We start from the raw sequence: 22,466 nt of genomic DNA on the forward strand, positions 1-22,466 counted from the left end.
GCGGACACGCCGCTGGCCTTCCGGGTCGCCCGGCCCCACCTAGACTGCGCGAATGGGGAAAATGTGGAGCGACAGCGCGGTGCGGTATCTCGGGGATCAACGCATCTGCCCCCGGTGTGACATCGCATTGGTCGATGAACAGTGGTGTGCCAACTGCGGTGCCGAGCTGTCCGGGCCTGTCGCGGCCGAGCTGGCAGACGCCTCCGCCCGGGCGGCCGTGGCACTCGAGGTCCGAGAGATGGTGATCGGTCGAATCATCACGAGGTGGCCGCATCAGGCGACGGCAGAGCGTACAGGCCGCACGCTCGGGACCGAACAGCCCGACACCCCCCGCCGGTCGCCGGGATCTCCCGAGACGGGAGCGCGCCCGGGGACGACCTCGCAGATCAGCGTGCAGTCGGTGCTCGCCGTGGCCGGCGCCGGCCTGCTGGCCGTGGCTGCCCTCGTCTTCACGTTTCTCAACTCCGACCTCACCAGCTTCGCGACACGCACCATGACCATCGCTGCTATTACGGCGGCATTCGTGGTCGGCGCCTGGTTCTTCGCCCGGAACCGCCTGCAGTTCTCGGCCGAATCGGTCGGCGCACTGGCGGTCGTGTTTGTCGGACTCGACATTTGGGCCCTCACACACGTCGCTCCCGCGGGCCGCGGATCGCTCTTCCTCGCCGGTATCGGTACCCTCTTCGGTGCGCTCCTCCTGCTCAGGCTCGGAGCGAGCGCCCGCATTCGGGTCTGGGTGTGGTCTGCGGTGGTGGGACTGGCCTTCACCCCCGTCCTGTTCGGGGCCGCCGGGAGCAGCGCGCTGTCCCCCGTCCTCGGCACCGTGGCTGTCGCTGCTGTCATGCTTCTACTCCAGGCCGTCGTACGGAGGCTGGAGCCCCGGTTTGAATCCGGCCTGTCCGCGGAATATACGACGGCCACGGGGTTCCAGATTGTGGCGGTTCTCGCCGCGCTGCTCCAGGTAGTCCTGCTCCCGCTCCCTGATGGTGCACCCCGGATCATCGTCAGTGCCGGCGTTCTGACGGCCCTTGCCCTGGTGGCGGCCCGTGCGAGCAGGAACGGTTTTCCTCGCGCCTGGAGCGCTGCCGTCGGCGCTCTCATCGTTACGACGATCGGCATCCTGCCGCTCGCCCTGGACCTCGTCGACAGTGCGTGGTACCTGGCTCTGATTCCCGCTGCTTCGGGAGCGGCCCTTGTCAGCCTGTCGATGGTGCGCCCCGCCCTCACCGCGCGGCGACCCGACCTCCTCCGCGGGGCCGCGGTGGTGGCCGCGCTTGCCGTCGTGCCGGCGACCGTCGTGGCCGTTCAGCAGTACCTGTTCCCATTCGCCTCCCTCGCGTTGGCCGTGCTCGGACGAGCGGTCTCGCCGGTGGCGTCCCTGGTGCCGCCAACGCTGGGACTGGCCTCGATTCTCGCCACCGGGGTGGCCGCCGCAACCCTGTGGGTGCTGTCGTCCCGCACCCATGGTGGGGAGGCGCCCGGTGGTGTAGGAGGCCGCGTCACCGCACTGTGGGCCACCCTGCTCACGCTGTTGACCGTGACCGGATGGGCCGGGTTCGAGCGTCCCACGCAGGCTGTGGTCGGCCTGACTCTGGCCTCGGTCCTGAGCCTGGCCCTCGTACGAATGCCCGCACTCGCGGTGGCGCCGCGGGCCCTGCGCGCTCCCCTCATTGCAGGCGCCCATCTGTCTCTCGCACTCTCGGCAGCCATCGGGTGGACTCAGGCGGGCACCGCGCTGTGGGTCGGGGCCGTAGCCGTTGCCGTTCTGGCTGCGGTGGCCCGCACGAGGCCTGTCCGCTGGCGCCCGCTCTACCTCGGGGTCGGCTACGCCTACGCGCTGATCGTCTTCTCGTCCGCGCTGAATCTGGCCCAGTTCGAGAACATCATCGTCCTGTGCCTGACAACGACCCTCGCCTCGCTCTACGCATTGGCGGCAACGCTCACCACCTGGCTGTCGCCGCGCAGCTGGTACGCGACCCTGATCGTGACGACCGTCCCGTTTCTCCTCGGCATCCTGGCCGTTCTCATGGTGCGCAGCGGCTGGACCGCCCTGTCGACGGGAGTGACCTTCGCCCTCGCGCTCACGTTGCTGCTCACCCGCCGCACAGGGATGTCGAGCGCCCTGCGCTCGGCAGCGGCCGCGCTGCTCGTGCCGTCCCTCGCCGTCGTCGTGGTGTGCCTCGGCGCGCAGCTCCCCATGAGCGGCTCCCCCATCGTGCTGCCGATCATCGCCCTGATCGTCGCCGGCATCTTCCCGTTGACGCACCGGATGGCTCTGGGCCTTCGGCACCGGGGTATTCCCGAGCGTGAAGCGGACTCCGCGCGCCGCTGGATCGAGATATCCGCTCTCATCACGTCCGGGCTCGCCGTCGTGCTGGCGCTGGTGCGCATCGCCGCCGGCCTTCCCACCGCCCTCCTGGTTCTCCTTGTCCTCGGGTTCGGTGCCGCGGCCACCGCGCTCTCCACCCATCGCCGGTTCGCCTGGTGGGCAGCGGGCATCAGCTGGACCGGTGCGCTCTGGTGCCTGTGGGCCCTGCTGGGCGTATCGATGATCGAAGCGTTCCTGCTGCCCCCGGCAGTCGCCGTGGCGATCACCGGTGCGATCCTGGTGGCGCGAGGCCGTCCGGGCGTCGGGCTGTACGCCGTCGGCCTCACGTTCGCCATCGTGCCCACCCTGCTCGTGCTCGTTCTCTCGGGGGCCCACTACTACGTCACCGCGCCATGGTCGGCGACGGCCCTGCTCGTCGGTAGCCTGGCCCTGCTCCTGCTCGGGCGCTGGGTCATGGGACATCCGCTGTCGATGCGGTACTCCGGCCTGCGAATCCTTCGCCGACCCACCCTGGTACTGGCCACGGTTGCCGCCGGCGCCGGCGCCGCGCAGGCCGTGCGGTGGGGCCTCGGGCTGGACCTGCTGGATCTCGCTATCCAGCCCCTCGTGATGCTGCCGGTCCTTGCGCTCAGTATCGTGGCCGCTCTCCTCGCAACCGCGACCGCATACCTGCTGCGCGCGGCCGATGATGCACCGGACACATCTCGCTGGCGCTACGCCGCGGCCACCGCGTTCCTCGTGGTCGGACCCATCACCGCGATCCGGCACGACGTGCTCTCCGTGACCACTCTGATGACCCTCACCGTTGGCCTGCTCGGTTTTATGCTCGTGGTGGTGACCCGGGCCCGCACCCGGCGAGTATCGCTGCCCCCGGCATGGTTTCTTTTTGCGCTCGCCTGGGGCACCGCCGTTGCGGGTTGGAGCGAGCGCGAGTTGAGGGTGGAAGCTTTCTCACTCCCACTCGGGCTGGGCCTGCTCGCCGCCGGGATCCTCGCCATGCGTCCGCCCCGCGAGTCCCCACCCACCACCGGTTTCTGGTCGGGACTGGCGGCCTGGCCGAACGGCTTCACCGGTTCGTGGCGACTGCTGGCCCCGGGAATCGTCGTGACGTTTCTGCCCTCGGTGCTCGCGACCGGGACCGACCCACAGACCTGGCGCGCCATGCTCGTGATGACTCTCGCCCTCGCGGCGATCCTCATCGGTTCCCTGCTGCGTCTCGCGGCCCCCTTCATGGTGGGCCTCAGTGTGCTCCCGATCGAGATCGCTGTCGTCTTCAGCGTGCAGATCGGGCGCACGATCAACCCGCTGCTCTGGTGGATCACGCTCGCAGCCGTCGGTGCAGTGCTTCTTGTCATCGCGATCACGTCGGAGCGGAACACTGCCGATCAGAGCAGTATCAGAGCGGGCCTGCGCGACCTCGGCTGACGAAGGGACCGTCTGTGGTGGAATAGATCCTGATGCATACTCCCGCCGCGCCCTCGCCCAAGATTGTCTATTCTGCCGATGGCATTCAACTCGCCACGTACGAGTTCGGCGCGCCTGACGGGCCCGTGGTCTTTCTCCTGCACGGTTTCGCCTCCAGTGCCGTCGCCAACTGGCACGCCACGGGGTGGGTGCGCGACCTGTCCCGCTCGGGCTTTCGACTGATCGCCATGGACCAGCGTGGCCACGGCTCGAGCGAGAAACCGCATTCCGCCGACCGTTACACGATGGAGCATCTGGTCTCCGATGTGCTTCAGGTGCTCGATGCCTACCTGCTCGATGAGGTCACCTTCGTGGGGTATTCGTTGGGCGCTCGAGTCGGCTGGCAGGCTGCCCGAGATCTTCCGGACCGAATCGAGCGAGCCGTCCTCGGTGGAATCCCCGACGGCGATCCCCTCAAGCGATTCGACATCGCGGATGCCCGGGCACACATCGAGCACGGCGCCGACGTCGACGACCGACTCACGGGCGCCTACCTGACCATGGCCCGTTCCGTTCCCGGCAACGACCTCGAGGCGCTCGTGGCGCTCGTCGAGGGAATGCGCGGCGGACCGGAGCCGAGTCGGGAGAACGCGCCCTCGCAGCGACTGCTTTTTGCCACCGGCAGCGAGGACGGCATCCTGGAGGCTTCCCGGGCGCTCGCCGAAGCCACCCCGCAGGGCACCTTCTTCGAGATCCCGGGCCGCAACCACTTCAACGCGCCCACGTCACGGGCCTTCCGAGAGGCGTCCATCGCATTTCTGACGGCCGACGCCTAGGACTTTCTGACAAGGTCGAGCTCCCGCGCTAGATTCAAGCCAGAAATGGCCCCTGAGTGGAAGCGTGGCTGGAGTGAACTCGCAACAACTATCCGTTCTGCTCGTCGTGGTTGCCGGCCTGATCGACCTGGCCGTGCGGATCGCGGCGATCATCGTGATTCCCCGAAATCGCAAGCCGAGCGCCGCGATGGCGTGGCTTCTCGCCATCTTCCTCATTCCCTACGCGGGGATTATCTTCTTCCTCCTGCTGGGCAGCTCACGGTTGCCCAAAAAGCGCCGTGACAAGCAGGTCGACATCAACCGGCTGATCGCCGAAGGCAGGGGCGACATCCAGCTCGTGTCGGATAGCGCCGGATGGCCGCCCTGGTTCGCGTCCGTTGTGGAGCTCAACACGAGCCTGGGAGCCGTACCGCTGGTGGGAGGAAACACCGCGCGGCTGCTGGGGGACTACAACGACACCATTGCCGCGATGGCCGCCGATATTGACACGGCCACGACCTTCGTGCACGTGGAGTTTTACATCATCTCGTTTGACCCGACGACGAAGGTGTTCTTTACCGCCATGGAGGCCGCCGTGAAACGCGGCGTCATCGTGCGCGTGCTGCTCGATCACATTTCCTCACTCCGGGCGGCCGGGCACAAGGCCACCTTCGCGGAACTCGACCGCATCGGCGTCACGTGGCAATTCCTCCTGCCCGTTCAACCGCTGAAGGGCAAATACCAGCGACCGGACCTTCGCAACCATCGCAAACTCGTGGTCGTCGATGGCCGGGTCGGCTACATGGGCTCACAGAACCTCATCGATCGAAGCTACAACGCGCCCAAGAACCTCAAGCGAGGACTGCAATGGCAGGAGTTGGTGACGCGGGTGACCGGCCCGGTCGTGAGCGGCATCAACGTTGTGTTCCTCAGCGATTGGTACAGCGAGACCGATGAACTCCTCTCGATGGAGCGCGTACCCGCCGATCAGCTGCCCCTCGACACGTCACCCCATGCCCTGGATATCCAGGTGATCCCGAGCGGCCCGGGCTTCGACGGAGAAAACAACCTCAGGCTCTTTCTTGCCCTGCTCTATTCGGCGCAGGAGCGCATCATCATCACCAGCCCATACTTCGTCCCCGACGAGGCGATGATGTACGCGATCACGTCATCGCGCCAGCGCGGACTGGATGTGCAACTCTTCGTTTCGGAGCTCGGCGATCAGGGTGCCGTCTTCCACGCTCAACGGTCCTACTACGGAGCGCTGCTCAGGGCCGGCGTGCGCATTTGGCTGTATCCGGCTCCGTACATCCTGCACGCGAAGCATTTCTCGATCGACGATGATGTGGCCGTGATCGGGTCGAGCAACATGGATATTCGATCGTTCAGCCTCAACTACGAAGCCTGCCTGATGGTGCGTGGCGCCTCCTTCGTCGCTGATATGCGGAGAGTCGAGGATGGCTACCGAGCCGTCAGCCGTGAACTCACTCTGGAGCAGCTCAATGCTCTGCCGCGCCGCTCCACGGTTCTGGACGGTGTCGCGCGGCTGACATCGGGACTGCAGTAGTGCGCGTTCCTGCGCGGATTGCGATTTACCGCGCCGACTCGGGTGCCCGATCGCCCCGATTGGAATTGGGCCCGTTTCGCACGAGAATCAAGCATGCAGTCACGCGAGCACGCCAATCCGTCCGCACGGTCACACCGGCCTCTGGCCGAGATCGATTTGGAAATGGTGGGCATGGTCATGTCCAACGGCGAGGGTGGGTACTACGACCTGGAGAATAATGTGGTGTAGATCGTGCAGAACGGTGACCCGATCACGGGCGACGATGAGGACATCGACCTCGACATGCTGGATTTTGCGAACGCCGTCACCGGTAACCGACTCTCGCGCCTCCTTCTCCACGCTCTGGACGGGCGGGGAGTCTTCCGACGCTCCCACGACAACGTGTTCCAGCAAGCCCCCCCTCGGCCGGGTATCGCATATGCTCCACGATGATCGCGTCGAAACCCGAGCACTCGAATGGCCCGTCGAGAACGATATCTGCGACGTGGCGGAAGCAACCCAGGCGATTCAGACACGTGCAGCAATCGAGGCCCTCGCCCTGCAGATGACGGCCCTCTGACCTCAAGTCACCTGATCACCTCGACAGGTCAATCCGAATCAGACGTCACTCGGCCCTGGCCGGACGGCCGAACAACCAGCAGGGTCACGCCGAGGACTGCGATCCAGAGCCCCCATGCCGAGCTGCCCAGCAGACCGGCCAGATCCCAGAGGGGAAATGATGGCACTGCGGTGGCGAGAACATCCCCTTGTGCCAGTAGGTACAGCGCACTCACAACCAGCCCCGCCACGCCGAGCCAGAGTGGAAGCACCCGCGTTCGCACGATGACGATGCTTACGGTGACCGACCAGACAATCGCGAGCACCTGACCGAGGTGCTCGCCGAGCAGCGCCCCGCCGTACTGGTGCTGGGCCGTCCAGGCCGCTTCCACGGCGGCCTTAGTCAGCAGGTTTCCCGTGTCATAGCTCAGGGCCAGGGGCGGCACCACGAAGACCCAGCGCAGAAACCCGATCAGCGCCAGCAGCACGGACGCTGCACCGATCGCTGTGGCGACGCGCAGCACGGGGTCGTCTCGCCGTCCGATGGCCGTGGGCAGGAATAGTAGGGGCACGGCGAGAATGGCGTAGGTCCAGGCCGTCGCAAACCACGTCCAGACCAGGCTGTCTCCTCCAGCCGTAAAGGACGGCAGCACAATGGCCGCCGGTTCTCGAAGGATGTCCGGCCAGTCGAAGGTCGCGGACAGCACCGATGCCGACGCCGCAAAGGCGACGGCACCGATCACGAACAGCACACCGGTGGTGCGGCGCAGCCCGAGGGGAATAGCAGTCGAGGTTCGTGTATGCGTCATTTCGGCTCCTGTCGGCTCGGGCACCACGCGTATCACCGGGCAATATACTCCGCCCAGCTCCGACAGAGAAGGCAACGGGCCCGACGGTCATTCTTCGATTCTCTCGCCCACACCGCCCCATGTGTCGAATATTTACATGGCTGTTCGCGAAAGACCGATAGATCCTGCATGCTGTGGTCATGTCAGACTTTCCCGTGGCTCCGCTCGAACATATTCGACGCGAGCGCAGCAGCATCAAGTGGACTCGGTTTCCCTCCGACGTACTTCCCTTGTTTGTCGCGGAAATGGACTACTCCCTCGCCCCGAACATCGTGGCAACCCTCGTGGAGCGCGTGCAGGCCTCCGACACCGGCTATCTCGACGGCCCCGGCCCTCTGGCCCCCGCTTTCGCCTCCTTCGCGTTGGCCCGCTGGGGCTGGCAGGTCGACCCCGCCCACGTTCACCTCGCGACGGATGTCAGCGTCGGGATCGTCGAAGCACTGCGGCTCGCCGTTCCACGGGGCGGTCGCGTGGCCATCGCACCACCCGTCTACCCACCCTTCTACGAACTCGTGGACGAGGTTGCCGGAGTCGTCGTGGAGACCCCGCTTATCGAGGTCGGTGGGGCCTGGGCCCTGGACCTCATCGCTCTCGCGCGGGCCTTCGCCACCGGCGTCGATGCCTTCCTGCTGTGCAACCCGCACAACCCCCACGGAATCGTGTTCGACCGCGAAACGCTTCAGCAGGTGGCCCGGCTGGCGGCCACCCATGATGTGTTCGTCATCTCCGACGAGATTCACGCACCCCTCACGCATCCCGGAGTCACATTCACGCCTTTCGCTCCCCTCGCGAAGGCAGCCGGGGCCCGGGCGGTCACCGTCACCTCGGCCAGTAAAGGCTGGAATGTCGCCGGTGTGAAGTGTGCCCTGATCGTCGCGGCGGACGAGCAGGTGAACGAGCTGCTGAACCGGCTGCCGGAGGAGGTCGCCTGTCGCACCAGCATCCTCGGACTGCACGCCAACATTGCGGCGTTCTCCTGTAGCGACTGGCTCGACAATGCCATTGATAGAATTGTTGCCAACGACCGACTGCTCGATTCCCTGCTCCGCGAGCATCTCCCCGCCGTGGTGTATCACCGGCCCCAAGCCAGCTATCTCGCATGGCTCGATCTGCGTCACCTCGGGCTCGGCGAGTCCCCGTACCGTCGCATCCTCGACGAAGGTCGGGTCGCCCTCAACGACGGCGAGTGTTTCGGACTCGGCGGCCGCGGTTTCGCCCGCCTCAACCTCGCCTGCTCCCCCGACACCCTGCGCGAGGCCGTCGCCCGCATCACGGCCCTCGTCGCCCGGGTCGGCAACGCCGAATCCCCCGCCATCGAGACGGCGGCCTGACGGCGATGCCCACCACCTCGACTCCACCGCTCACCACGGGCTCGCCCGCACACGTCACCCCGGAAGCAACAGGACACGCCATGCCCACAACCGATGTCGCCGCCCCCATCTCTGACTGGAACAACTTCAGCTTCGATACCCGGCAGGTACATGTGGGCGAGTACCCGGATCACAACCGGGGGGCGCGGATTCCACCCCTCGCACTGAGCGCGGGGTACGTCTTCGATTCCTTCGACGACGGCGCCGCTCGGTTCAACGGAGATTCCCGGGAACCCATCTACTCACGCCAGGGCAACCCGACCAACGCGGTGGCCGAACAACGCCTCGCCTCGCTCGAGGGCGGTTCCGCGGCCGTCGTCGTGTCGTCCGGCCAGGCCGCCATCACGGCCGCCCTCTTCGCCCTGGCGGAGTCGGGCGAGCACATCGTGTCGACGGCGAGCATCTACGGCGGGACCCGCATCCTGCTGGGCCGCAGCTTCCGCCGGTTCGGTGTCTCGGTCGACTATGTGTGGGACACGGACAGCGATGCCGCGTGGGACGCCGTGATCCGTCCGGAGACCAAGGCGATCTTCACGGAGACGATCCCCAATCCCCGCAACGACGTGGTGGACATCGCGCGTGTCGCCGCCGTCGCGAAACGACACGGTATCCCGCTCGTCGTCGACAACACCGTGGCCACCCCGTATCTGATTCGGCCGTTCGAACACGGCGCCGACATCGTCGTGCACTCCACCACCAAGTTTCTGAGCGGCCACGGTGCCGGGGTGTCCGGTGCCGTCATCGATGGGGGCACCTTCGACTGGGCGGCAAGCTCCCGGCGCTACCCGCTGCTCACCGACTCGCTCCGTCGCGGCCTCCCCTCGCTGCTGGAGCGCTTCGGCCCCGCCGCCTACGCCCAGTACGTTCGCGAGGCGGTCGTCAACGACATCGGACCGTCGCTCTCTCCCTTCAACGGTTTTCTGCTGCACCAGGGAATCGAAACCCTGTCGCTGCGTATGGAACGCCACGTCGACAACGCGATCGCCGTCGCGCACTGGCTGGAGGAACAGCCGGAGGTCGAGGGCGTCGACTATGCCGGACTCGAGAGCAGCCCTCTGCACGAGATTGCGCAGCGTTACTACAACGGTCGAACCGGATCGGTCTTCGCCGTCACCGTGAAGGGTGGCCGCGATGGCGCGCGCGCCTTCACGAACGGTCTGCGTGTCTTCAGCCGCATGACCGGCATCGGCGACACGCGTTCGATGGTCTTGCATCCGCTCACCACCACGCACGTCTCGTTTGCCGATGATCTCAACGCCCGCCTCGGCATCACGGCCGGAATGCTGCGACTCTCGGTGGGCATCGAGTCCGTCGACGACCTGATCACTGATCTGCGCGGAGGCCTCGACGGGGTCGCCGCCATCCTCTAAACGCTAGGTATTCTGAACACCATGAAGCTTTCACGCGCCGCCCTCGGCGCCCTCGTCCTCTCCGCCGCGCTCGCTCTGAGCGGATGCGCCGCGGGCGCTTCGTCCGACGCGGCCGGCGCCCCCGCGCCGACCTCCACCGCCGAGTCGAACGCCACCGAGTGCGCCGGCGTGGCCGTCGTGATCGACTACGGCACTCTCGACTCCCCCACGGTCACCGACTGCGTGGACGCGTCCGGAGCCGTGGCGGCGACCGAGGTCCTGACGACGGCCGGCATCGCGACCGAGGGAAGCGTGGAGTGGGGCGACCAGATTGTCTGCCGCGTCAACGACCGCCCGGGGCCGGAGGAGACCGTCGAGGTGGAGGGCGAAGCCAGCTTCACGGAATCCTGTGCCGCGATGCCGCCTGCGTACGCGTACTGGTCACTCTGGGTCAAGCCCGCCGCCACTGCCGACTGGGAATATGCCCAGGAGGGCCTCGGCACCCTGCAGTCGACGCCGGGCCAGTCCGTGGGACTCCGCTTCACCACCGGTACCGAGACTCCGACACCGGGCAGCTAGTGTTCCGACTGCGCCCGGGTCCGCTGCGCGCCGCCGCGCTGTTCGCGATGGGCTTCGTGCTCGTGCGCGTGGTCTACCGCGTACTCTTCGGCGGTGCGGGCGGCGGCACGGGGGCCGTGCTGCTCGACCTGCCTCTGCTGCGCCTCGGCGGCCCGTTCAGCCACGTGGCCTTTCTCGGACCCATCACGACGACCGGGCTGGGGAATGCGGCGCTGAGCGCCCTGCCCGTTGCCGCGATCATTCTGTTCTTCGGTGTGCTCAACGCGACCATCGACGTGCGCCGTTTCTTCGCTAGGGGCGCTGGGCGGGGCCCAGTGCGCACGGTGTCGCGTGCGCTCGTGATCGCCTGGGCCACCTTTCCCGCCCTGCTTGAGGCCGTGCGCCGCGTGCGGGTCGCGGGCGCCCTGCGCGGCGAACGTTCGATCTCGGCCCTCCTGGTGCCCGTCTTCGAGCAGACCATCGAGCGGGCCCTCGCGCTCGCCGCGTCGATGGAGAGCCGAGGGTTCGCGGCAACGGAGCGCGCCGAGGGCGCCTGCGACCGGCCCGTTGTCATGACGGATGCCTCGCTCGGCTTCACCGGACAGTGGCGGCTCGACAACCTTTCGTTTGCGCTCGTTCCGGGCACGCTGACCGTCATCACCGGAGCCACGGGCTCGGGCAAGACGAGCCTGCTGCACAGTATGAGCGGACTCTTCCAGCACTTCCACGAGGGCACCCAGAACGGCCGGATCGAGGTCGCCGGAGTCGACCGAGCGACGACACCACCCCGGGACACGGCTGGTTTCGTGGGCCTCGTGTCACAGAACGTGCGCCTGGGGTTTGCGGCCGAAACCGTGCACGATGAGATCGGGTTCGCCCTCGCCGTGCGCGGCGTCGCCCCGGTGATCGTGCAGGAACGCGTGCGCGAGGTGGCCGCTCGGCTTGACATAGAACATCTGCTTCCCCGGCCCATCGACGCCCTCTCGGCGGGCGAGGCCAGCCTCGTGGCCATCGGCGCCGCCCTCATCTCGCGCCCCATCCTGCTGCTGGTCGACGAGCCCCTCGCCGACCTCGACGCCAACGCTCGCGTCCGCGTATGCGGAGTGCTCGACGCCCTGGCGCACGAGGCACAGGTCTGTGTGGTCGTGGCCGAACACAACACGCGGGAATTCGAGGCGATCACGGATGCCTGGCTCGCCATTCGCGGCAATTCCGTGCACGTTCTGGGCCGCGACACCATCCCGCGGGAACTGGCCCCGCCCGAGCTGCCTGCCCCGCCCGTGCTCGCAGCCCCGCGCTCCGAGTCCCGAAGCGGTTCCGATACCCCGAGCCCAGGCGGCGCCACGTCAGCGAACCCGCTCGCGAGCATCCGTCACCTGTCGGTTACGCACGGTGCCACCCGCGCTGTCGACGATGTGTCGCTGAGCATTGAGCGCGGCGACCTGGTAGCCCTCTGCGGCAGCAACGGGGCAGGCAAGAGCACCCTGCTTCAGGCGATTGCGCTCCCCACGGCGACCTGTACCGTGTGGGTGGGCGGACGTGACGTGCACGCTCTCACGCGACACAGGCGCCGGAGTGCGGTCGCCCTTGTCCCCGAGAACTTCGACGACCTGCTCTTCGCGCTCACGGTGGCCGAGGAGTGCCGGCGGGCCGACCGAACGTCGCGCGCGACGGGAGCCGTCACCGCGCAGACGTTCGCGCGTCTCCTCGGCCTCGATTCGGGCACTGCCGTTTCGGGTCTCCTGCATCGGCATCCGCGCGATCTGTCGGCCGGTGAGCGACTGTGCCTTGTGATGGCGATCCAACTCTCGGCCAACCCGGCGCTGCTGCTCGTGGACGAGCCGACTCGCGGCCTTGACGCCCGGGCCCGCACTCTCGTGGGTGACGCCCTGCGTCGTGCCGCAGAGCGAACAACGGGCTCCACCGGCTCGGCGGTGATGTTCGCGACCCACGACCACGAATTCGCGCAGAAGCTCGCCACTCGAAGGATCCACATGCGCGAGGCTCGCCTCGTGGCAGAGCCTGCGGCGGTGACCCGGTGACGGGCCGCTGGACCGGGTGGGTGCTCGGGATCGGGAGCATTCTCGCCGCTGCGGCGTTCGCCTGGCCGCTGTTCGTGTCCGCGGTTCCGGCCGATGCCCGGGCCGCCGTGCCGATCGTGGCATTCGCCCTCGTTCCGGCGCTGATCGTGGCATTGGCGATCACCCTCGACGGGGAAATGTACACGGCAAAGACCGTGGCGCTCCTCGGCGTGCTTTCGGCCGTCGGAGCCGCGGTACGCATCGCCGGCACCGGCGTCGGGGGTGTGGAGGCCGTGTTCGTGCTGCTGATCCTGGCCGGGCGCGCCTACGGCGCCCGGTTCGGCTTCCTCCTGGGACTCCTCACGATTGCGGTGTCATCGCTGCTGTGGGGTGGGTTCGGCCCGTGGACGCCGTTCCAGATGTTCGCCTGCGGCTGGGTCGGCGCCGGCGCCGGCCTGCTTCCGCAGGGTCGCGGGACGCCGACCAGGATTCGAGCGCGGCTCGAGATCGCCGCCCTTGCCGCCTACGGCATCGTCGCGTCGTACGTCTTCGGACTCGTGATGAACCTCTGGTTCTGGCCCTTCGCGGTGGGCTCCGGAACAGGCATCTCCTATGCCGCGGATGCCGAGCCCGGCCAGAACCTCGCCTCGTTCGCCCTGTATTCCCTCGTCACCTCGACGCTCACCTGGGACACCGTTCGGGCCATCACGACCACGATCGGAATCATTCTGGTGGGCCCGGCCGTGCTCGCCGCGCTGCGTCGCGCGAAGATGTCCCCGCGCCTCGACCGGCGGTCGACAGTACCGCCGGTCGAGGCACGACGACAGAGCGATGGCGACCTCGCGCGGCTCTGAAACCTTCCACGGCGCCTACATCCCGGAATGCAGCGCGCTCGCGATGACGAGGTCTTGCCAGCCCATTCCGACACTCTTGAAAAGTGCGGGGCCGCTGCGGGGCTTCGCGCCGTTGCGTGCCAGGTCGGTGAGCGATCCCAGGTCTGCGATGTTGGCGCATCCGTTGTCGATGGCGATCACGACATCTCCCGCCTCCCGCAGCGACGTGGGCACATCCTCAACGTAGATCACGCTGCGCAGGGCCAGCGCGTCGTCTGTCTCGCGGGCGCCCGGAGAGTGAGAACCCATGGCCACTACGACGGCGTCGTCGCGAACGAGGGCTCCGTCGAACAGCGGTTCACGAGAGCTCGTGCAGCAGACCACGATCCGGGCGGTGGCGACATCATCGGCCACCCCGGCCGCCGCCGGGTAGCCTTCGGCCCGGAGGGTCGCCACGAGCCGCGCTGTCGCCTCCGCCGAGCGCCCGACGATGGTGACGCTCGTGAGTCGTCGCACGGCTGCCATCGCGCGCACGTGGAAGAGGGACTGCGGACCCGTGCCGAAGACCACAAGGGTGGACGCATCCACTCCGGCGAGGAGGTCGACGGCCAGAGCCGAGACGGCCGGCGTACGCAGCAGGGTCAGGGCGATGCCGTCGATCACCGCGACCGGGCTCAGGGTCGTGGAGTCGAAGAGCAGGTAGCTTCCCTGAATGCTCGGAAGGTTCTGTGCGGGGTTGTCCGGGGCGACCGTGAGGATCTTCACGCCCGCGTACTGCCCGAATTCCCCAGGCATCAGCAGAAAGCTTCCCCGAACCAGCGGAACAGAGCTGCGTTCGGCTGCCACGCCGGGGTCGAGTCCCGCTCGGAGGGCCGTCGAGAGTGCGAGCACCGCGCTCGTCATGCTCAGGCCCGCGTACACCTGCTCAGCCGACATGAGGACAACATCCTGTGGGATGGTCATAGCCCCATTCTTCCTGATCGCCGCAGAGTCCCTGGTTGAGGCGATCAAGCCGGCCACAGCCCCCGGCACGATCCTCGCACGCATCATGCCCTCCGGACCGCACCACCTCCGGCTGCACAAAGAATTCTCGAGAAGCCCGATTCAAGCGGCGGGAGGATTTTCCGCTTCGGAACGGACGAGAGCGAAATGCGGGCGCCCGAAGGGCGGCTCGCGAGGTCTCGATACGCTCGTGCCTCGCTCCTCGCTCCTCGCTCCTCGACCAGCGACATAGCGCCCGTATTCGGCGCTCCTCGACCAGCGGAGTTGGGGGCGGGGGGCTCGTTAGACGGAGAAGTACTTCGCCTGCGGGTGGTGAAACACGAACGCGTCCGTCGACTGTTCCGGGTGCAGCTGAAGCTCCTCCGACAGGACCACGCCCATCCGCTCCGGCTTGAGCAGTTCGACCACCTTGCGGCGGTCCTCCATCTCCGGGCACGCCGGGTAGCCGAGCGAAAAGCGCGCTCCCCGGTACTCGAGCTTGAACATGCCGGCCACGTCGGTCGGGTCTTCGTCGCCCACGCCCAACTCCGAGCGGATGCGAGAGTGCCAGTATTCGGCCAGGGCCTCGGTGAGCTGCATGGTGAGCCCGTTGAGCTCCATATAGTCGCGGTACTGGTTGGCCGCGAACATCTTCGCCGTCACCGAGTCCACGTTAGACCCGGCCGTCACGAGCTGCACTCCCACGACATCCGTCTGACCGCTGTCCCGGGAACGCACGAAATCGGCCAGACACAGGTGCTTGTCGCGGCGCTGGCGCGGGAACGCGAAGCGCAGCCGGTCTGCGCCCACGGTGCCGCCCGATCCCCCATCGGGTGCAAGCAGGCCGGCCGGGCCGACGCGACCGGTGGGGTCGTCGCCGTGGTGCAGTACGACCATGTCGTCACCCTCCGCGACGACCGGGAAATAGCCGTAGGCGACGGAGGCGTCGAGCATCCCCTCACTCAGGATGCGGTCCAGCCAGTAGCGCAGCCGCGGCCTGCCGACCGTATCGACCAGCTCCTGGTAGCTCGCGCCGTCTTCGGCGCGGCTCGGTTTGAGTCCCCACTGCCCCATGAACGTGGCGCGCTCATCGAGGAAGGCGGAGAAGTCGGCGAGGGCCAATCCCTTCACGATGCGGCTGCCCCAGAAGGGCGGCACGGGAATCGGGTTGTCGGAGACCACGTCGGAGCGGACGGGCATCTCCTCGGGTTCGGTGAGGGTGAGCAGGCTCTTCTTGTGGATGCGCTTCTTCAGCGCGGGCAGACCGACGGAGGCTGCGTCCGCGCCGCGGGAAATCGCCACGAGCGGTTCCATCAGAGCGAGACCCTCGAAGGCGTCGCGGGCGTAGCGCACCTGCCCGTCGAAGATGCTGTCCAGATCGTCTTCCACGTAGGAACGCGTGAGCGCAGCGCCGCCGAGCAGCACGGGCCAGGTCTTGGCGAGGCCGCGGGAGTTCAGCTCGAGCAGGTTCTCTTTCATCACCACAGTGGACTTCACGAGCAGGCCGCTCATGCCGATCACGTCGGCGTTGTTCTCCTCCGCCACCCGGATGAACTCCGAAATCGGCTGCTTGATGCCGATGTTGATCACGTCGTAGCCGTTGTTGGTGAGGATGATGTCCACCAGGTTCTTGCCGATGTCGTGCACATCCCCGCGCACGGTGCCGAGCACGATCGTGCCCTTGCCGGCGGCCTCGGACTTCTCCATGTGCGGCTCGAGCAGGGCAACGGCCGCCTTCATGACCTCGGCGGACTGCAGCACGAACGGCAACTGCATCTCGCCACTGCCGAATCGAGCACCGACCACCTGCATGCCCACGAGCAGGTGCACGTTCACGATGTCGAGGGCGCTCAGTCCGCCGGCTCGGGCGAGGTCGAGGTCGGCCTCGAGCCCCTTCGCTTCGCCGTCGATGATGCGGCGTTCGAGACGTTCACCCACGGGCAGCGCGGCGAGTTCCGCGGCGCGTTCGTCTTTGAGCGCGGCGGAGTCGACGCCGGCGAACAGATCGAGCAGGGCCACGAGCGGGTCATAAGTGAGGGTTCCCTCGGCGTCATACTCGCGGCGGTCCCAGACGAGGTCGAGGGCCACCTTGCGGCGGTCGTCCGGCACGGAGGCGAGAGGAACGATCTTGGCCGAGTTGACGATGGCGGAGTCAAGACCGGCCTCGGTCGCCTCGTGCAGAAAGACGGAGTTGAGCACCGAGCGCGCGGCGGGATTGAGGCCGAAGGACACGTTGGAGACACCGAGGGTGGTGTGGATGCCGGGGTACTTCGCCTTGATCTGGCGGATGGCCTCGATGGTTTCGATTCCGTCGCGGCGGGTCTCTTCCTGACCGGTGGCGATCGGGAAGGTGAGGGCGTCCACGATGATGTCTTCGACGCGCATTCCCCACTCGTCCACGAGCGTGTCCACCAGGCGGGTGGCGATGCGCACCTTGTGCTCGGCGGTACGCGCCTGCCCTTCTTCGTCGATGGTGAGGGCGATCACGGCGGCACCGTGCTCCTTCACGAGAGGCATGATGCGTCCGAAGCGGGAGGTGGGGCCCTCACCGTCCTCGAAGTTGACCGAGTTGACGACCGGCCGCCCGCCGATGAGTTCCATGCCGGCCTGCAGCACGGCGGGTTCGGTGGAGTCGATCACGAGCGGGAGCGTCGAGGCGCTGGCGAGCCGTGACACGACCTGTTTCATGTCAGCCACACCGTCGCGTCCGACGTAGTCGATGCACACATCGAGCAGATGGGCCCCGTCGCGCACCTGGCGCGGGCGATGTCGACGCAGTCGTCCCAGTTCTCGGCGAGCATCGCGTCGCGGAAGGCGCGGGAGCCGTTGGCGTTGGTGCGCTCGCCGATCGCGAGAAAGGCGCTGTCCTGGTCAAAGCTCACGTGCTGATAAAGACTGGCCACGCCGGGGTCGACCTCCAGGGTGCGCGCCTTCACCGGGGTGCCGCGCAGCCGATCGACAACCGCCTTCATATGCGCGGGGGTCGTGCCACAGCATCCGCCGACGAGGCCCAGACCGAACTCCTTCACGAACTGTTCGTGGGCGGTGGCAAGTTGCTCGGGAGTGAGCGGGTAGCTCGCGCCGGTCTTCGTGAGCTGCGGCAACCCGGCATTGGGCATACAGATCACGGGGACGTGCGAGAACTTGGAGAGGTGACGCAGGTGCTCGCTCATCTCGGTGGGTCCCGTGGCGCAGTTGAGGCCGATCGCATCGATGCCGAGCGGCTCAAGCGCGGTCAGAGCCGCACCGATCTCGCTGCCCATCAGCATGGTGCCGGTGGTCTCAACCGTCACCTCGACGAAAATGGGCAAACAGACGCCGGTCTCGTCAATGGCCTGCTTGCAGCCGTTCACCGCGCTCTTGGTCTGCAACAGGTCCTGGGAGGTCTCGATCAGGAAGGCGTCGGCGCCGCCGCGAATGAGTCCCAGAGCCTGCTCGGCGAACGTGGATTTGAGGTTGGCATAGGTGGTGTGGCCGAGGCTCGGCAGTTTGGTGCCCGGGCCCATCGACCCGAGCACCCAGCGCACCCGGCCGTCGCGGGCCTCGAAGGCTTCCACGCGTGCGCGGGCGATCTCCGCGCCGGTGCGGGCGAGCTCTTCAATGCGGTCTTCGATGTCGTAGTCGGACAGATTTGACCAGTTGGCGCCAAAGGTGTTCGTCTCCACCGCGTCGATACCTGTTTCGAGGTAGACGTCGTGGATCGCCGCGATGATGTCGGGGCGGCTCACGTTGAGGATCTCGTTGCAGCCCTCAAGCTGCTGATAGTCGTCGAGGGTGGGGTTGTGCTCCTGGAGCATCGTGCCCATGGCACCGTCGGCGATCACGACCGTGGTGCGCAGGGCATCCAGCAGGGCCTGCGAGCGAACGGGCCGCCCGGCATCCGTCGTGTGGGGTCGGGCGTCACGGGGACGAGCCGCATTGACGTGCTCGGAGGCGCCGACGTGTCCGGATGTTTCGCTCATTCGGACAGCTTAACTGCGCGGGAGTCCGCCCCGGAACGTGTGTGTAACATTCCGTACGGAGAGGTCAATCCGGTCCTCACACGGATCGAAACGACTGCCGTGCTCGTGAGACAGACCGTGTCCGACGCCGCCGCCGGCCGCCGGGAACAGGGGCAGCGACCCCACCTGGTTCACCGGTGAGAGCCCATCCGGTTGCGAACCGAGCACCCCAGGTCGAGCGGGCCATGCGTTCATCCGGGGTCAGGTTCGCTTGCAGCGTCTCGGCGTCGACCGCGCGAGCGCCGTCGCGGTCAAAGACCCAGACCCATGTCGTTGCGGGCGACGCGTAGGGGGTTTCGTCCCGGTTCGGCGTTGAACAGACCTGCACGACCATCGTGTCGCCGGAGTCGATGATGCGCATGGCTTCTTGAACCACGCGTCGGTACGCGGTCAGCACATCGCCGACCGCGTCGGTGACCACCTCCAGAACCATGCGGGGATGACTCCAACTTTCGAAGGTCATCACGGCACGCTGACCTTCGTTTGCCGGGAGGACCGCCCGCAGCCATAGTCGCGCACCGGCATCGTCCGCGGGAACCGGTCTCGCCGGTTCATTGGTGTGCACAGAATGTTCCCCGGTGAGCAGGGCCACACCGAGCCGTCGCAGCTCGACGATCCCCCTGCCCCGCGCGATGCTCTGCAGGGCGGTGTCATCCCCCCGGAAACACCGCCCGCACAGCCTCCACATGGAGTCACGCCTTCGCCCGATCATTGGCCGGTAGTACCCCGCACAAGGCTGGGTACGAGTCCCCCCGGAACACGACCATGATCACGCAAAGCCACGACTGTCCTTCCCCCCAAGGCCCACATTAGACATGTCTATCGTACCGTGGACTCGAGCACCTCAGATGCCACAAGCAACATTTCGTGAACTGACGTTCTATCCTGCCCCGTGAACGCGATACTTTGGAGGTAGGTGACGCCCCCACTCGATCCACGGACACGAGGGGGATCAGGGTGCGTCAAGGGGGGAGCAGGGTGAGTTACGAACGGCGCACGGAAAGAGCACGTGAGCTGGTGGCGGGGTTGAACCTACCTCGACCTCTGACAGCGGATCTGCTGCACCAGCAGATGGAAGTCGTGCGTGGCAAGAAGATCGTTATTCGCGCCGCCACGGAACGTATGCTCGCGCACGGCATCTGCGGTCTCTGGATCGCCGTCGCCGGCGAGGACTTCGAGCGCATCCACCACGTGCCGACGGAGTCTGCCGTTCACCGCCAACAGCTGATCAATCACGAATTCGGGCACATGATCCTGCACCACGAGAAAGAGCTGATCCCGGCCGACCGAGTAGCCTTACTGGCGCCGCTCATTCCGCTCGATGCCATCGCCTATGCGTTGTCGCGCAGCCGGTTCAGCGACGAGCAGGAAGCTCTGGCGGAAGCAATCGGGGATTGCCTCGCGCTCATGATTCTGCGCGATGGTCCGGCAGCTGCGAAGGGTCCCCCGACGGGATTCGGACGGGTGCTGTGATGCAGGCCACCGTGCTGATCACCGTGTCTGCAATCCTGTGGCTCGCCGCGGGCCTGTGCGCACCATCCGCGCTCCACGGTCGACGGCGTCTGCTGTTCTGGTTTCTCGCCGTGTTTGCACTGACCATGACGCTTCAGCCCAAGCCGATCTATGACGGAGTGGATTCGTTATTAGGTGACATCAATGTCACCTACTTCCTGTTCCATGCCTTGGCCATCGTCGCGATCGCCTTAGTTGACGTCATCGTTCAGCAGGCCGTCTCGCCGGGAGGCATTACGAAGGCTCGCAAGCTCGGCACCGCAATCATCGCGAGTGCAATCATTGCGACACAAGCCGTGCTCTTCTTTGGGAGCGATTGGCGGGTGACTGACAATATCTCGCGGGCTTTTGTTTCTCGCTGGGACTACACCGCCTACGCGTCGACAACCTGGATCGCGATGGCGATCTTCGGAGTCTCAGTCGCGTACGCCTGCGTGTCTGATATGCGGCAGCAACCGCGCGGCATAACCAGGATCTCGCTCGGCTTCGTGACCTTGGGGTGTCTCGGCGTTCTCGGCTACGCGCTCATCAGCCTCACGAGCGCCTTTCAGTCCGTGCTCAATCCAGACTTCACTTTTCAGGGTTGGTCCCGTTTCGCCTACACGCTGACGTTTCTCCTGTCGCCGATTAGCCTCGCTGTCGGATTATGCCTCACCGCCACCGCGGACGGTCTTTCATCCGTGCGCAAGACCTACCGTGATCTGGTGCTCCTCTGGCGAATCACGCCAATTTGGAATCGTCTCCTCTCGACCTCGCCCGATCTGAGCATCGAGCGCGCTCTGACTCCGCTGCAACTCCTCGTTGTTCACAGACCGGGCGTGCACCTGTATCGACGACACGTCGAAATTCGTGACAGCTTGCTCCTCAACCCCGCACAAGCCGTATCCTTAAGGGAGCAATCAGTGATCGACCGGGCCGAACGACAGACCCAGGCACCGACCAGAAAGACGCCGAAGCCACAAACTGATCGGACCCAATCCAATGTCACAGACAGCTGACGAGCCGACGCCGACCGTTCCGGGGCAACCGGTTCTCAGTCCCCAGGTCGAACTCGCACGAAAGCTCAATCTCTTGCTCGACGTTGTCGTGGCCGAAGGCAACACACCGTACACCTACAGGCAGATCGCACAGGGGCTCACTGACCGGGGCATCGCATTGTCGCGGGCGCGCTGGGCCTACATGATCACTGGCCAAGGCCCCCTCGTCACCGATGTTGCTCTTCTCACCGGGATCGGTGAATTCTTCCGCATCCCACCCGAGTATCTCCTCGGGTCCGATGATGACCTGCCGGAGCGAGTGGATTCGCAGCTCGCGTTCGTGAAAAGCCTCCGGGTCAAGCGCGTCGTGAACTTTGCCGCGCGCATGCTCGGGGATGTGTCCCCCGAAACCCTGCGTTCCATCACTGATCTGCTCGCCGAGCAGCTTCCCGATGTCGTCACCGACGCTGAACCTGTTTCAGGAATCTGAGAACCACCCCGGGTCAGTCTGACGGCCTCGTTCACACAGCCCAGAACGCCGCTGCGATTTGGGGCGACGTGGCCCACGCCTATCGCTAGGCCGTCCGCGCAGCGGCAGCGTCGAGCAGCGCGATGACCTCCTCGTCGGTCGTGGCGGAGAAATCGCGATAGTGCAGGCCGACAGCCTCGAAAATCCGCGGTGTCGATACGCAGACGACCTCATCGGCTTCGATGATTTCGCGCACGGTATCGGCCGGGGCCACCGGTACGGCGAGGATCACCCGCATAGCGCCCATGTGCCGGGCCGTCTGGCACGCGACGCGCGCGGTGCACCCGGTGGCGATTCCGTCGTCGACGATGACGGCGATCCGGCCGGTGAGGGTGAGGCGGGGGCGCCCACTTCGGAATCGGGCCACTCTCGCTTCGAGTTCGGCGCGCTCCCGTCGCTCGACCTCGCGCAGTTGCTCCTCCGTCACCCCGGTGACGGCAAGGATGTGCGCACTGACCACACGCACACCGCCCTCTCCGATGGCTCCCATGGCCAGTTCAGGTTGAAATGGCACACCGAGCTTGCGCACAACGATCACGTCCAATGGCGCATCGAGTACGTCGGCGATCTCGAAGGCGACGGGCACTCCACCGCGCGGCAATCCCAGCACCACGATGTCTCGTCCCCTCAAGTGCTCGAGGTGTTCGGCCAGGGACCTGCCGGCCTCGACCCGATCAGTGAACACGGGCATTTCCGCACCTCCCGGGGACATCGACGGGCAGGGACAAACTCGTCGGAGTGGTTTCTGAGCCATTATGGCCCCGGCTCACATTGTCGCTAGCTTGCGCCCTGCGCGCAGTGGCATGCGCGGACGGGGCGTTGACCCTTGCGAGGG

18 protein-coding genes and 1 pseudogene are annotated in these 22,466 nt (G+C 66.5%); 14 read left to right on the top strand and 5 right to left on the bottom strand.

Going from position 1 to position 22,466, the window contains the following annotated elements:
• Positions 1 to 52 precede the first annotated feature (52 nt).
• From JF66_RS03845 to JF66_RS22835, 6 genes are all read left to right on the top strand, one after another.
• A complete protein-coding gene (locus JF66_RS03845) occupies positions 53 to 3,754 on the top strand; it encodes an SCO7613 C-terminal domain-containing membrane protein (RefSeq protein ID WP_197059310.1) in 3,702 nt (1,233 codons plus the stop codon).
• Between the two features lie 32 nt (positions 3,755 to 3,786).
• A complete protein-coding gene (locus tag JF66_RS03850; RefSeq protein WP_035875450.1) occupies positions 3,787 to 4,569 on the top strand; it encodes an alpha/beta fold hydrolase in 783 nt (260 codons plus the stop codon).
• 73 nt (positions 4,570 to 4,642) lie between these two features.
• A complete protein-coding gene (gene cls, locus JF66_RS03855) occupies positions 4,643 to 6,115 on the top strand; it encodes a cardiolipin synthase (RefSeq protein WP_035875452.1) in 1,473 nt (490 codons plus the stop codon).
• A 93-nt stretch (positions 6,116 to 6,208) separates the two neighbouring features.
• Positions 6,209 to 6,343: a hypothetical protein gene (locus JF66_RS24945; protein ID WP_255351503.1), complete on the top strand. Its 135-nt coding sequence runs from the start codon at positions 6,209 to 6,211 to the stop codon at positions 6,341 to 6,343.
• Positions 6,344 to 6,346: 3 nt separating this feature from the next.
• The gene (locus JF66_RS22830; RefSeq protein ID WP_156109638.1) at positions 6,347 to 6,547 is read left to right on the top strand and encodes a hypothetical protein; all 201 of its coding nucleotides are present in this window, start codon (positions 6,347 to 6,349) and stop codon (positions 6,545 to 6,547) included.
• Entirely contained in the window at positions 6,534 to 6,674 is a 141-nt protein-coding gene (locus JF66_RS22835) for a hypothetical protein (RefSeq protein WP_156109639.1), read from the top strand. Before JF66_RS22830 ends, JF66_RS22835 begins: the two co-directional genes overlap by 14 nt.
• A 28-nt stretch (positions 6,675 to 6,702) precedes the next feature.
• Here the strand turns inward: JF66_RS22835 and JF66_RS03865 are convergent, their stop codons facing one another.
• A complete protein-coding gene (locus JF66_RS03865; protein ID WP_051973092.1) occupies positions 6,703 to 7,461 on the bottom strand; it encodes a DUF4386 domain-containing protein in 759 nt (252 codons plus the stop codon).
• A 179-nt stretch (positions 7,462 to 7,640) separates the two neighbouring features.
• On the opposite strand from JF66_RS03865, the gene JF66_RS03870 reads away from it, so the two are divergent.
• The 5 genes from JF66_RS03870 (at position 7,641) to JF66_RS22840 (ending at position 13,652) form a co-directional block, all read left to right on the top strand.
• Entirely contained in the window at positions 7,641 to 8,831 is a 1,191-nt protein-coding gene (locus JF66_RS03870) for a MalY/PatB family protein (protein ID WP_035875455.1), read from the top strand.
• 80 nt (positions 8,832 to 8,911) lie between these two features.
• A complete protein-coding gene (locus JF66_RS03875) occupies positions 8,912 to 10,240 on the top strand; it encodes an O-acetylhomoserine aminocarboxypropyltransferase/cysteine synthase family protein (RefSeq protein ID WP_051973098.1) in 1,329 nt (442 codons plus the stop codon).
• A 21-nt stretch (positions 10,241 to 10,261) separates the two neighbouring features.
• Entirely contained in the window at positions 10,262 to 10,798 is a 537-nt protein-coding gene (locus JF66_RS03880) for a hypothetical protein (protein WP_035875457.1), read from the top strand.
• A complete protein-coding gene (locus JF66_RS03885) occupies positions 10,798 to 12,819 on the top strand; it encodes an ATP-binding cassette domain-containing protein (RefSeq protein ID WP_051973093.1) in 2,022 nt (673 codons plus the stop codon). The genes JF66_RS03880 and JF66_RS03885 overlap by 1 nt, the downstream gene beginning before the upstream one ends.
• Positions 12,816 to 13,652 (top strand): ECF transporter S component, encoded by an 837-nt coding sequence (locus JF66_RS22840; protein ID WP_051973094.1) that lies wholly within the window; start codon positions 12,816 to 12,818, stop codon positions 13,650 to 13,652. Before JF66_RS03885 ends, JF66_RS22840 begins: the two co-directional genes overlap by 4 nt.
• Positions 13,653 to 13,667: 15 nt before the next feature.
• On the opposite strand, the gene JF66_RS03890 is transcribed toward JF66_RS22840, so the two are convergent.
• From JF66_RS03890 to JF66_RS03900, 3 genes and pseudogenes are all read right to left on the bottom strand, one after another.
• Positions 13,668 to 14,594: an ornithine cyclodeaminase family protein gene (locus tag JF66_RS03890; RefSeq protein WP_035875459.1), complete on the bottom strand. Its 927-nt coding sequence runs from the start codon at positions 14,592 to 14,594 to the stop codon at positions 13,668 to 13,670.
• A gap of 321 nt (positions 14,595 to 14,915) precedes the next feature.
• Positions 14,916 to 18,463 (bottom strand): annotated as a pseudogene (gene metH, locus JF66_RS03895) (methionine synthase).
• A 187-nt stretch (positions 18,464 to 18,650) separates the two neighbouring features.
• Positions 18,651 to 19,076, bottom strand: a complete 426-nt coding sequence (locus JF66_RS03900) for a hypothetical protein (protein ID WP_156109641.1) — start codon at positions 19,074 to 19,076, stop codon at positions 18,651 to 18,653.
• A gap of 608 nt (positions 19,077 to 19,684) precedes the next feature.
• Between JF66_RS03900 and JF66_RS03905 the strand changes: the two genes are divergently transcribed.
• From JF66_RS03905 to JF66_RS03915, 3 genes are read left to right on the top strand one after another with little or no spacing between them, the layout of a single operon-like run.
• Positions 19,685 to 20,086: a hypothetical protein gene (locus tag JF66_RS03905; protein ID WP_035875463.1), complete on the top strand. Its 402-nt coding sequence runs from the start codon at positions 19,685 to 19,687 to the stop codon at positions 20,084 to 20,086.
• The gene (locus JF66_RS03910; RefSeq protein ID WP_035875465.1) at positions 20,086 to 21,123 is read left to right on the top strand and encodes a DUF6545 domain-containing protein; all 1,038 of its coding nucleotides are present in this window, start codon (positions 20,086 to 20,088) and stop codon (positions 21,121 to 21,123) included. Before JF66_RS03905 ends, JF66_RS03910 begins: the two co-directional genes overlap by 1 nt.
• Positions 21,107 to 21,592, top strand: a complete 486-nt coding sequence (locus JF66_RS03915) for a hypothetical protein (RefSeq protein WP_051973095.1) — start codon at positions 21,107 to 21,109, stop codon at positions 21,590 to 21,592. Before JF66_RS03910 ends, JF66_RS03915 begins: the two co-directional genes overlap by 17 nt.
• A gap of 85 nt (positions 21,593 to 21,677) precedes the next feature.
• Here the strand turns inward: JF66_RS03915 and JF66_RS03920 are convergent, their stop codons facing one another.
• Complete coding sequence (locus JF66_RS03920; protein WP_035875496.1) at positions 21,678 to 22,322, bottom strand: phosphoribosyltransferase; 645 nt, start codon at positions 22,320 to 22,322, stop codon at positions 21,678 to 21,680.
• Positions 22,323 to 22,466: the final 144 nt, after the last annotated feature.

Source organism: Cryobacterium sp. MLB-32, from assembly GCF_000738085.1.
Taxonomy (GTDB): Bacteria; Actinomycetota; Actinomycetes; order Actinomycetales; family Microbacteriaceae; genus Cryobacterium.

What these genes read in the sequence shown, in the direction of transcription:
- JF66_RS03845 (WP_197059310.1), top strand. Translation starts at nt 53, where the DNA reads ATGGGGAAAATGTGGAGCGACAGCGCGGTGCGGTATCTCGGGGATCAA.
- JF66_RS03850 (WP_035875450.1), top strand. Translation starts at nt 3,787, where the DNA reads ATGCATACTCCCGCCGCGCCCTCGCCCAAGATTGTCTATTCTGCCGAT.
- JF66_RS24945 (WP_255351503.1), top strand. Translation starts at nt 6,209, where the DNA reads ATGCAGTCACGCGAGCACGCCAATCCGTCCGCACGGTCACACCGGCCT.
- JF66_RS22835 (WP_156109639.1), top strand. Translation starts at nt 6,534, where the DNA reads ATGCTCCACGATGATCGCGTCGAAACCCGAGCACTCGAATGGCCCGTC.
- JF66_RS03865 (WP_051973092.1), bottom strand. Translation starts at nt 7,461, where the DNA reads ATGACGCATACACGAACCTCGACTGCTATTCCCCTCGGGCTGCGCCGC.
- JF66_RS03870 (WP_035875455.1), top strand. Translation starts at nt 7,641, where the DNA reads ATGTCAGACTTTCCCGTGGCTCCGCTCGAACATATTCGACGCGAGCGC.
- JF66_RS03875 (WP_051973098.1), top strand. Translation starts at nt 8,912, where the DNA reads ATGCCCACAACCGATGTCGCCGCCCCCATCTCTGACTGGAACAACTTC.
- JF66_RS03880 (WP_035875457.1), top strand. Translation starts at nt 10,262, where the DNA reads ATGAAGCTTTCACGCGCCGCCCTCGGCGCCCTCGTCCTCTCCGCCGCG.
- JF66_RS03890 (WP_035875459.1), bottom strand. Translation starts at nt 14,594, where the DNA reads ATGACCATCCCACAGGATGTTGTCCTCATGTCGGCTGAGCAGGTGTAC.
- JF66_RS03900 (WP_156109641.1), bottom strand. Translation starts at nt 19,076, where the DNA reads ATGACCTTCGAAAGTTGGAGTCATCCCCGCATGGTTCTGGAGGTGGTC.
- JF66_RS03905 (WP_035875463.1), top strand. Translation starts at nt 19,685, where the DNA reads ATGGAAGTCGTGCGTGGCAAGAAGATCGTTATTCGCGCCGCCACGGAA.
- JF66_RS03910 (WP_035875465.1), top strand. Translation starts at nt 20,086, where the DNA reads ATGCAGGCCACCGTGCTGATCACCGTGTCTGCAATCCTGTGGCTCGCC.
- JF66_RS03915 (WP_051973095.1), top strand. Translation starts at nt 21,107, where the DNA reads ATGTCACAGACAGCTGACGAGCCGACGCCGACCGTTCCGGGGCAACCG.
- JF66_RS03920 (WP_035875496.1), bottom strand. Translation starts at nt 22,322, where the DNA reads ATGCCCGTGTTCACTGATCGGGTCGAGGCCGGCAGGTCCCTGGCCGAA.